At 36.1% G+C, this 9152-nt stretch carries 7 protein-coding genes and 1 other RNA gene; 2 read left to right on the forward strand and 6 right to left on the reverse strand.

Going from position 1 to position 9152, the window contains the following annotated elements; all coding sequences use genetic code 11:
• Positions 1–528 precede the first annotated feature (528 nt).
• From KQI76_RS11190 to secG, 6 genes are all read right to left on the reverse strand, one after another.
• Positions 529–1521: a response regulator gene (locus KQI76_RS11190; RefSeq protein ID WP_216400386.1), complete on the reverse strand. Its 993-nt coding sequence runs from the start codon at positions 1519–1521 to the stop codon at positions 529–531.
• Between the two features lie 524 nt (positions 1522–2045).
• Positions 2046–2409, reverse strand: a transfer-messenger RNA (tmRNA) gene (ssrA, locus tag KQI76_RS11195).
• A gap of 88 nt (positions 2410–2497) precedes the next feature.
• A complete protein-coding gene (gene smpB, locus KQI76_RS11200) occupies positions 2498–2962 on the reverse strand; it encodes an SsrA-binding protein SmpB (RefSeq protein ID WP_216400387.1) in 465 nt (154 codons plus the stop codon).
• A gap of 230 nt (positions 2963–3192) precedes the next feature.
• On the reverse strand, positions 3193–5451 hold the full coding sequence (gene rnr / locus KQI76_RS11205) for a ribonuclease R (RefSeq protein WP_216400388.1): 2259 nt from the start codon (positions 5449–5451) through the stop codon (positions 3193–3195).
• 43 nt (positions 5452–5494) lie between these two features.
• On the reverse strand, positions 5495–6238 hold the full coding sequence (locus tag KQI76_RS11210) for an alpha/beta hydrolase (protein WP_216400389.1): 744 nt from the start codon (positions 6236–6238) through the stop codon (positions 5495–5497).
• Positions 6239–6410: 172 nt separating this feature from the next.
• Positions 6411–6641, reverse strand: a complete 231-nt coding sequence (gene secG, locus KQI76_RS11215) for a preprotein translocase subunit SecG (protein WP_216400390.1) — start codon at positions 6639–6641, stop codon at positions 6411–6413.
• Between the two features lie 313 nt (positions 6642–6954).
• Between secG and KQI76_RS11220 the strand changes: the two genes are divergently transcribed.
• Together KQI76_RS11220 and ptsP are read left to right on the forward strand one after the other, a co-directional pair.
• Complete coding sequence (locus KQI76_RS11220; protein ID WP_216400391.1) at positions 6955–7224, forward strand: phosphocarrier protein HPr; 270 nt, start codon at positions 6955–6957, stop codon at positions 7222–7224.
• A gap of 6 nt (positions 7225–7230) precedes the next feature.
• Complete coding sequence (gene ptsP / locus KQI76_RS11225; RefSeq protein ID WP_216400392.1) at positions 7231–8946, forward strand: phosphoenolpyruvate--protein phosphotransferase; 1716 nt, start codon at positions 7231–7233, stop codon at positions 8944–8946.
• The last annotated feature ends 206 nt before the right edge of the window (positions 8947–9152 follow it).

Consider the following 9152-nt stretch of genomic DNA (forward strand, 5'->3'; position numbering starts at 1 on the left):
GGATCAATAACAATTATTCTCTTTTCCAAGAACATTAAATTAGTATTTAACCAATTTTTAATAGCTAAATCTCATGTTTTTATTTATTCCTTAGTTTTCATAGAACTTTTTACATTACCCCAAAAAACTTAATCGACTTTTATCCATTGGTGTATAGTGAAAGTTCCAACTACTTTAAGAAAACAAATGCAACTATTTTTCAAACATGGATGGCCCGCTTCACTCACTGGGACTTTTTATTCTCCATGAACTAGGCAAAAATTTTTTCAATCTAAATGGTACATCGTCCTACTAAGATCATTTAGGACTGCTGCTAGTCATCCGATCGAATATATTTGTAGTTACCCGCCCATGCAAATACTTTCCAGATAAACTAAGTGAGTTTAGCAAGCTGTTATTTCCTACTTATCATGTTTCGTTTACTTTGCATTGATGAAGAGAAGAACTGACAGACGGGTTAGAGGGGAAAAACGTTAGTGATGATCAGCCCTTCAACTGTTAAAAATGACTGATCATCACAAAATAAGCTTACTTAATTTCTCTTTTTAGCAAATTAACCGCATCCTCATCAAAGCTTACGAGTGCATACAATCTTGCAACTGTACTTGCTGATATATCCTGGTTATCATTGAAATATACGATTAAATTTCTTATTAATTGTAGCCATAGCTTCCTAATTTGCTTTCTTTCTTCAAAGACCCACTTCGATTTCAATTCTTCTAAATAATCCCCTTGATAGGCTTCTAGTAAAGTAAAGTAGTTAGTGATTGATAGCTTATCTCCTTCTAATAACTCGATAGCTGAGAACTTCCATTCATTAGATTGAACTTTCACACCATTCATCTTAACTTGATAAAATTCATCCTGACTAATTATTCGAATCGGAATTCCCGTGTTCTGAATGACTTTTCTTATTTGATAAATTGTAGAATACAATTGTGAATGTGCCTTATTCCAAAGAAGATTTGTCCACATCAAATTTGTTAGTTCACTTTTCGGAATGGCTTGGTTATGATTTTGAATCAAATATGCAAATAGTTCTTTCGTTTTAGCCGTCCGCCATCTGATTTCTAGTGGATGGCCATCTTTTTCAATCAGAAAAGCCCCTAAGTTTTGAATGGTATAATTAGAGGTCGAGTTTATGGAATTCGATTCAAGCTTATTTTCTTTCTTGATCCGATCAATAGTTAGCTGTAACCGATCCTTTTGTAAAGGTTTTAAGATATAATCTAATGCATTTAATTCAAATGCTTTCACAGCGTATTCATTATAAGCAGTCACAAAAATAATATGTAGAGATGGTTGAATATTTAATAGTTCATCAGCTAAATCAATCCCTTTCACACTAGGCATATGGATATCTAAAAAGACTGCATCAATCTTGTGATTTCGGATATGAGCAATCAGATTTTTAGGATCACAGTATTTCCCTACAACGCGCACACCCTCAATTTTATTTAGTAGCGATTCTAAGTATTCTAATGCCAAGGGTTCATCATCAATTATACAAATGTTTAACATTTGATCCCCTACCTAATTAAATTATAATTTTTTAGAGAAAGGCTAGTTAATACCTAAGTGCATTTATCCTAAATTAACTGACTATAAGTCCCTCATTTCAATCATACAAGGGAAATCATCTGATGATATATATGGGATCTATAATCAGTAATAGCCTGATTTATTCATCTAGCACTTAGTAAGGGATGAAGAACGCTCCTTCTCTGTGCTGAAATTCCGTTTTATTCTTCACCTTTAAAAATAGATCTAAATAAATCATATCTGAAAGTTGTACTTAGCTATCCTTTCGTGATCTATACAATTTCTATACAAGCACTAATTGTAAAATGATCCACTTTTATTGTTAGTACTTTCAAATTTTGAAATTCACTATAATGACAAGTATTGTTAAAAAATGAGAGGGATTAATATGAGAGACAAAAAACGCCTTCAATCTGAAGACGCATTTATGATTATACTATTGAAGTTTAAAATGATATTGCCAGGTTTTATAAAACGACCCACACCATTACTCAAATATGTATTGGTGGAGGTGGTGGGATTTGAACCCACGTCCAAAGATATCGCCACTCAAGCATCTACATGTGTAGTTGATTTATTTAAGTTTCGCTAACTACTCTGCCAATCAACGGGCGCCCTAGTAGCTAGTCTGATTAAGCTCTTCTTAACATCTTCAGACAGCAGATGAAAAGCGTATCCCGCTTAAAGTTGAGACCCTATCCCCGACACACGGGCGATGTTAGGAAGGATCCTTTAGCATTGCTTATGCAGCAGCTAAAGAGTAATTGTTTGTTTTGCCAGTTATTATTGGCGATTAACGTTTAACGAGCCGTAACCTCGACACGCAACTTGAGCTCAAACTACCCTTGTCGAATCCGGAACACCCCCAGAAAAGGGTAAAAACATAACAATCAATTATGATTAAATTGTTCTATTTCACTATTTATTATATCAAAAAACTAAGATTTAGCAAGCTTTATTGATACTGATCTTTCAAGGCTCGCTCTACATCTCGTTTCGCTTGCTTCCGTTTTAAATCCTCACGCTTATCATACTTTTTCTTTCCTTTTCCTAAGCCAATTAATACTTTTGCCATTCCATTTTTAAGATAAATCTTTATTGGCACAAGTGAATAACCGGATTGTTGGGTTTCACCGATTAATTTATTAATTTGTTTTCTGTGTAATAGCAACTTTCTTGTTCGAGTCGGTTCATGATTATAACGATTGCCCTGTTCATATGGGGAAATATGGAGATTATACAAGAAAACTTCTCCACGCTCAACTCGAGCAAAGCTGTCCTTCATATTGGCACGACCAGCGCGAATCGATTTGATCTCAGTCCCTTGTAAAACAAGGCCTGCTTCAAAGGTCTCTTCAATAAAATAGTCATGGTTTGCTTTTTTATTCCGAGCCATTACTTTACTGTTATCTTTGGGCATATATAACCCTCCTTCATCTTAGCCAATCTCTATTTTAACAGGTTTAATAAGGAAAAACAATTTCCCTTTTTACCACAGGCTAACGAACCAGCAAGCTTGTCTCTCGATATGCTTCTTTACTTAGAGGTCTTTGCTTTCCACAATCGCTGAGTAGGGTATGAAGGTTTTTTTCAATTGAGTAATGAAATAAAAGAGTGGTATGGCTAACCATTCTTTTGTTATGAGAAATATTATTTACGTTTTTTCTTCTTTTTTGCTTTTGGTGGTGTTAGACTTCTTTTCTTTTCTGCCTTCTTACTTTTGGTTTCCTTCTTCTGTTTATTCACAACTTTATCCAGACGGTTCACTTTCTTTTTCATACCGACGACTTCAAAGTCAATCGCTTGTTCTTCTAAGTTCACACCAGCGACTTTAATCGTAAGTGCATCACCAATACGGAAGACATTTCCTGTCCGTTCACCAATCATCGCATAACTGCGCTCATCATAATGATAATAATCATCGGTTAGGTCACTGACATGAACCAAACCCTCAACTGTATTTTCCAGTTCAACAAATAAACCAAATCCAGTAACAGAACTAATGACACCATCGAATGCTTCGCCAATTTTATCTTGCATATATTCAGCCTTTTTTAAATCATCCGTCTCTCGCTCCGCATCAACAGCGATTCTTTCCCGTTCCGAAGTATGCTTAGCGATTTCAGGTAATCGTGCCTTCCAGTCGTTTTGTGTTTTTGGATCTATCTTTCCTTCAATTAAATAAGTACGAATTAACCGATGGACAATTAAGTCGGGGTATCGTCGAATTGGTGCAGTAAAATGAGTATAAAACTCTGTAGCAAGACCAAAGTGACCAAGACTATGATGATCATATTTCGCTTGCTTCATTGATCTAAGCATTACCTTCGAAATAATCATTTCTTCTTGTTCACCTTTTACCAAATCGAGTACCTGTTGTAAAGCTTGAGGATGGATCTCATTGGCTGTTCCTTTAACATGATAACCAAATTGACCAACAAATTGATAGAAACTTTGTAACTTTTCTTCATCCGGATCTTCATGAATACGATAAATAAAAGGGATATCTAACCAGTGAAAGTGTTCAGCTACCGTTTCATTTGCAATTAACATAAATTCCTCGATTAACCGTTCTGCAACAGAGCGCTCTCTTATAACAACATCAACAGCATGTCCGGCATTATCAACAACAACTTGTGCTTCTTTAAAATTAAAGTCAATCGCTCCACGACCAAATCGTTTCTGGCGTAATAGCCCAGCAAGTTCTTCCATCGCCTCCAACATAGAAATATATTCACTATATTTCTCTCGCAGTGTTTGATCTTGGTCAACTAGAATTTGATTTACTTCCTTATAGGTCATACGTGCAGAACTATTAATAACACTTTGGAACAGATCATGATTAACAACTTCACCTTGCAAATTAATTTCCATTTCACAGGCTAAGGTTAAACGGTCTTGTCCAGGATTCAATGAACAAATTCCATTTGATAAGCGATGTGGCAGCATCGGAATCACCCGATCAACTAAATAGACACTTGTCCCCCGTTCATATGCCTCTTGGTCTAATGGTGAACCTTGCTTGACATAGTAGGATACGTCTGAAATATATACACCTAACTGATAATTTCCGTTTGGCAATTTCACTACCGACACCGCATCATCCAAATCCTTTGCATCTTCCCCATCAATTGTAATGATTTGCTTATGTCTTAAATCACGTCGATTTTCAACTTCACTAGCATAGATTTCATCAGGAACATTCTCTACTTGCGACATCACTTTTTCAGGAAAGTCAATGGTGAGATCGTATTTGTAAATAATTGAGAGAATATTCATCCCAGGGTCATTTTTGTGACCAAGTATTTCAACAATTTCACCCTCCGCTGACATTGTTCCTTCAGGGAATTTTGTCAGATGAACAATCACTTTATGACCTGTCATTGCACCATGTGATTGGTCTTTTTTTATAAAAATATCATTGGGGATTCGTTTATCATCAGCGATAACAAAACCAAAGCTTCCTTTATCTTCATAGGTGCCAATGATTCGAGTTGAATGACGCTCAATGATTCGTTCGACAACTCCTTCATAGCGCTTATCACCTATCTGATCAGCTTCAATTCGTACGAAAACACGATCATTATTCATTGCACCATTTAAATCAGTAGGATTAATATATATATCAGCTTGTTCCTCATCTTCGGGGATAAGAAAAGCAAAACCTTTCTTATGCATTTGAATTTTCCCTTTCACCAAACCGATCCGTTCAGGCAAACAATATCGGTTTTTTCGTGTTAAGATCAATTCTCCCTCGTTTTCCAATGCATTCAAGGTTTTAATCACAGAAGCAAAAGCTTTCGCATCATTTGAATCCAACTCTATTCCAGCAAAAATCTCATCAACACTTAGTGGCTTTTTCGCTTCCTTATTAAAAAAAGACATCAGTTTATCTTTTAAGTCATTCATTTTTTCACCTTCTTTCTATTTAATATGCACCTTTTATCATCATTTAATCCCAATCAAGGGATTCTAGAAATTGGTATACATCCTGGTGTAAATCTTCTCTTTTAGGCCCTAAAGTTATCGCGTGACCTGCATCTTGATACCATTTGATTTGTTTATGATCTGACTCAACAGTATCGTAGATATATTTTGCACTGACTGGATCGATAATCTGATCATCTTCAGCTTGAACAACAAATGTAGGAGTATAAATTGTATCTAAATGGGTTTTTACCTCATTAATTAAATGAGCAACTTGGTTAAACAAAGGTCTAGAATCTTCAACTAATTGTTCCACCTCTGATTCAACTTCCACCTTATTCTTACCTTCCACTTTCTTATATTGGCTTGCATAATACCGGAAACCATCATCAAGTCGATGATTCTTATCTAATATCATGGGTGTACACATTGGAATCATCCCAACAAGAGGTTCAGAATACGATAATTTCAGTCCTAACACTCCACCTAGCGATAATCCAGCTATAGCTATTTTCTCATAACCTTGTCCTCTTAATCTTTGATAGGCCTCTTGAACATCAGTCCACCATTCTTTTGCCCCGCCCTCAATTAAAGCCTCTGGTTCTTTTCCGTGACCACGAAGGATAGGAGCATAAGAGGTATAACCTTTCTTTTGCAAAAAGCGTCCAAGCATTCTGACATCTGCACTATGTCCGGTAAAGCCGTGTAATAATAATACCGCTCTTTCTCCCTCTTCAAACATAAATGGCTTTGGTGGTTTAATTTTCATTTAATCTTTCTCCCTTCACATAAGACATTTTCTATTATATATTTTTGTACATCTCGGGTAACTATGGTTTATCTTAACAAACTTAATCATTAGCTGCATTGTTTTTGTTTGTCTTAAAGCGAAAAAACCCCCCAATCGTTAAATCAATTGAGAGGTTCATATCGATTCATTTTTACAATACATAAGCTAACAAAAATGCTAAAATAAAAAATAATACAGAAGCAACCACCGACGCTCTATGTAACACAGCATCAATACCACGTGCCTTTTTCTTACCGAATAATTGTTCAGCACCACCTGAAATCGCTCCAGAGAGGCCTTCACTTTTACTTGACTGCATCACAACAAGAGCGATGAGTACAATTGATGTAATAACCAATAACGTAATTGCAACACCTTGCATGGGTGCGCACACCTCCTAAACAATCACTAACTACAATAATAAATTTATTAATGACAAGTTAATATGCATTATCATTAATTTATCATACCTCACCCCCTGTCCGCAAGTCTTTTTAGTATAGATTCGCTCAAGTCGTTTTCTCTTTTTTAAAAAGAATATTTAAATCATTCATTTTCCTTTCAAATAGAAAAAAACCTAGAAAAATGTTTATAATTATAGTTAATACTTGAATTATGATACCAAGTCACAGTAAAATTAGACTTATGGTATAATCAACATATAACTTAGAATTATTCATTAGGAGGTTTTTTTCATGTCAGTAGAAAAAACAGTTAAAATTACTGCAGAAACTGGCGTCCATGCACGCCCTGCAACAGTTCTTGTTAATAAAGCGGGAAGCTTCTCTTCCGATATTACCTTGGAATACAACGGAAAGTCTGTCAATCTAAAATCAATTATGGGTGTCATGTCTCTAGGCATTCCTATGGATGCTGAATTAAAAATTGTTGCAGATGGTGCTGATCAACAAGAAGCAATCGATGCGATTTATGAAGTTATCAAACAAGAAGGGCTAGGAGAGTAATTGCCAATGAATAAACTACAAGGTATTGCCGCTTCTAATGGAGTTGCCATTTCTAAAGCTTATACACTTGAAACTCCTGATCTTTCTTTTGAGACAAAGAAAGTAGAAGACACTAATCGAGAAATACAGCGCCTACAAGACGCCCTAAATCTTTCAAAATCGGAGCTCGAAAAAATTAAAGAACATGCTCGGCAGTCACTCGGTGATGAGCATGCAGAGATTTTTTCAGCTCATTTGCTTGTTCTCAGTGACCCTGAGTTAATTACACCTATAGAAGATAAAATTAAAACGGATAAAGTAAATGCAGAAGCAGCACTTGATGAAGTCGCTAATATGTTCATTAATATGTTTGAGCAAATGGACAATGCTTACATGCGTGAACGTGCTGCTGATATTAAAGATGTTACAGAACGAGTGATGGCCCATCTGTTGGATGTTTCTTTCCCAGACCCAGCTCTAATTAGTGAAGAGGTCATTATTATTGCAGAGGACTTAACCCCTTCAGATACGGCACAACTAAATAAACAGTTTGTTAAAGGTTTCACCACTAATATCGGTGGTCGAACATCACACTCAGCAATTATGGCACGTTCACTAGAAATTCCAGCTGTTGTCGGAACAAAAACCATTACTAAAGAGGTTAAAGATGGTGATCTTGTTATTGTCGATGGCATTGATGGTGAGATTATCCTTAATCCTTCTGAAGATGTATTAAAACAATATCAAGAGAAACAAGCTGAATTTGCTAAACAAAAGGAAATCTGGGCCAAGCTTAAAGATGAACCAACCCTTTCTAAGGATGGACAACATGTTGAGCTAGGTGCAAATATTGGTACACCAAATGATGTCGAGGGTGTGATTAATAATGGCGGTGAAGCTGTTGGACTTTACCGTACTGAGTTTCTTTACATGGGTAACAGTGATTTCCCAACAGAAGACGAACAATTTGAAGCATATAAATCAGTGCTCGAACAAATGGGTGACAAACCTGTTGTTGTTCGTACCTTAGATATCGGTGGTGATAAAGAATTAAGTTACCTTGATCTTCCAGAGGAAATGAATCCATTTTTAGGTGTACGAGCTATTCGACTTTGCTTGGAACGTAAAGATATCTTTAGAACACAACTTCGTGCTTTACTACGTGCTAGCACATTTGGAAACTTAAAAATTATGTTCCCAATGATTGCGACATTAAATGAATTCCGTGAAGCGAAAGCACTACTACTTGAAGAAAAAGATAATTTGAAGCGAGAAGGCATTCAAGTTTCAGATGATATCGAAGTTGGTATTATGGTTGAAATCCCTTCTACTGCTGTTATTGCTCGTCAATTTGCTAAAGAAGTTGACTTCTTCAGCATTGGTACAAATGATTTGATTCAATATACAATGGCAGCAGATCGAATGAACGAAAGTGTGTCTTATCTCTATCAACCTTATCACCCAGCAATTCTCAATCTCGTAAACAATGTGATTGAAGCTGCTCATGCCGAAGGGAAATGGGCTGGTATGTGTGGTGAGATGGCTGGCGATCCAATCGCGATCCCAATCTTATTAGGATTAGGTTTAGATGAATTTAGCATGAGTGCAACATCAATTTTACCAGCACGAACACAAATTAAGGCACTTTCTAAAGAAGAGTTGGCTTCTTACAAAGATAAATTATTGAGTATGTCAACAGCAGAGGAAGTTGAAGCTTTTATCCGCGAGAAAACAAATCAATAAATCTTTTTAGAGGCTGAGACAAAACCCTATATTAATGAGTAACCGCATGAATCAGATTTTAAAAACCTGATTTCATGCGGTTTTATCTGGCTCTATGTCAAATGGTGTTGGTCAGAGATTCTAATGAGTCGAAATTAATTAAGTGACATTTCTTACGAAATAGAAATGAATACCCGCAGGTGAAATACGCTCCCTTTCCACGGGCA

Origin of the sequence: Amphibacillus sp. MSJ-3, assembly GCF_018919165.1 — a bacterium.
Taxonomy (GTDB): Bacteria; Bacillota; Bacilli; order Bacillales; family Amphibacillaceae; genus Amphibacillus.

Bases quoted from the DNA above. Each gene is read 5' to 3' on its own strand.
- KQI76_RS11190 (WP_216400386.1), bottom strand. From the start codon at position 1,521: ATGTTAAACATTTGTATAATTGATGATGAACCCTTGGCATTAGAATAC.
- smpB (WP_216400387.1), bottom strand. From the start codon at position 2,962: ATGCCCAAAGATAACAGTAAAGTAATGGCTCGGAATAAAAAAGCAAAC.
- rnr (WP_216400388.1), bottom strand. From the start codon at position 5,451: ATGAATGACTTAAAAGATAAACTGATGTCTTTTTTTAATAAGGAAGCG.
- KQI76_RS11210 (WP_216400389.1), bottom strand. From the start codon at position 6,238: ATGAAAATTAAACCACCAAAGCCATTTATGTTTGAAGAGGGAGAAAGA.
- secG (WP_216400390.1), bottom strand. From the start codon at position 6,641: ATGCAAGGTGTTGCAATTACGTTATTGGTTATTACATCAATTGTACTC.
- KQI76_RS11220 (WP_216400391.1), top strand. From the start codon at position 6,955: ATGTCAGTAGAAAAAACAGTTAAAATTACTGCAGAAACTGGCGTCCAT.
- ptsP (WP_216400392.1), top strand. From the start codon at position 7,231: ATGAATAAACTACAAGGTATTGCCGCTTCTAATGGAGTTGCCATTTCT.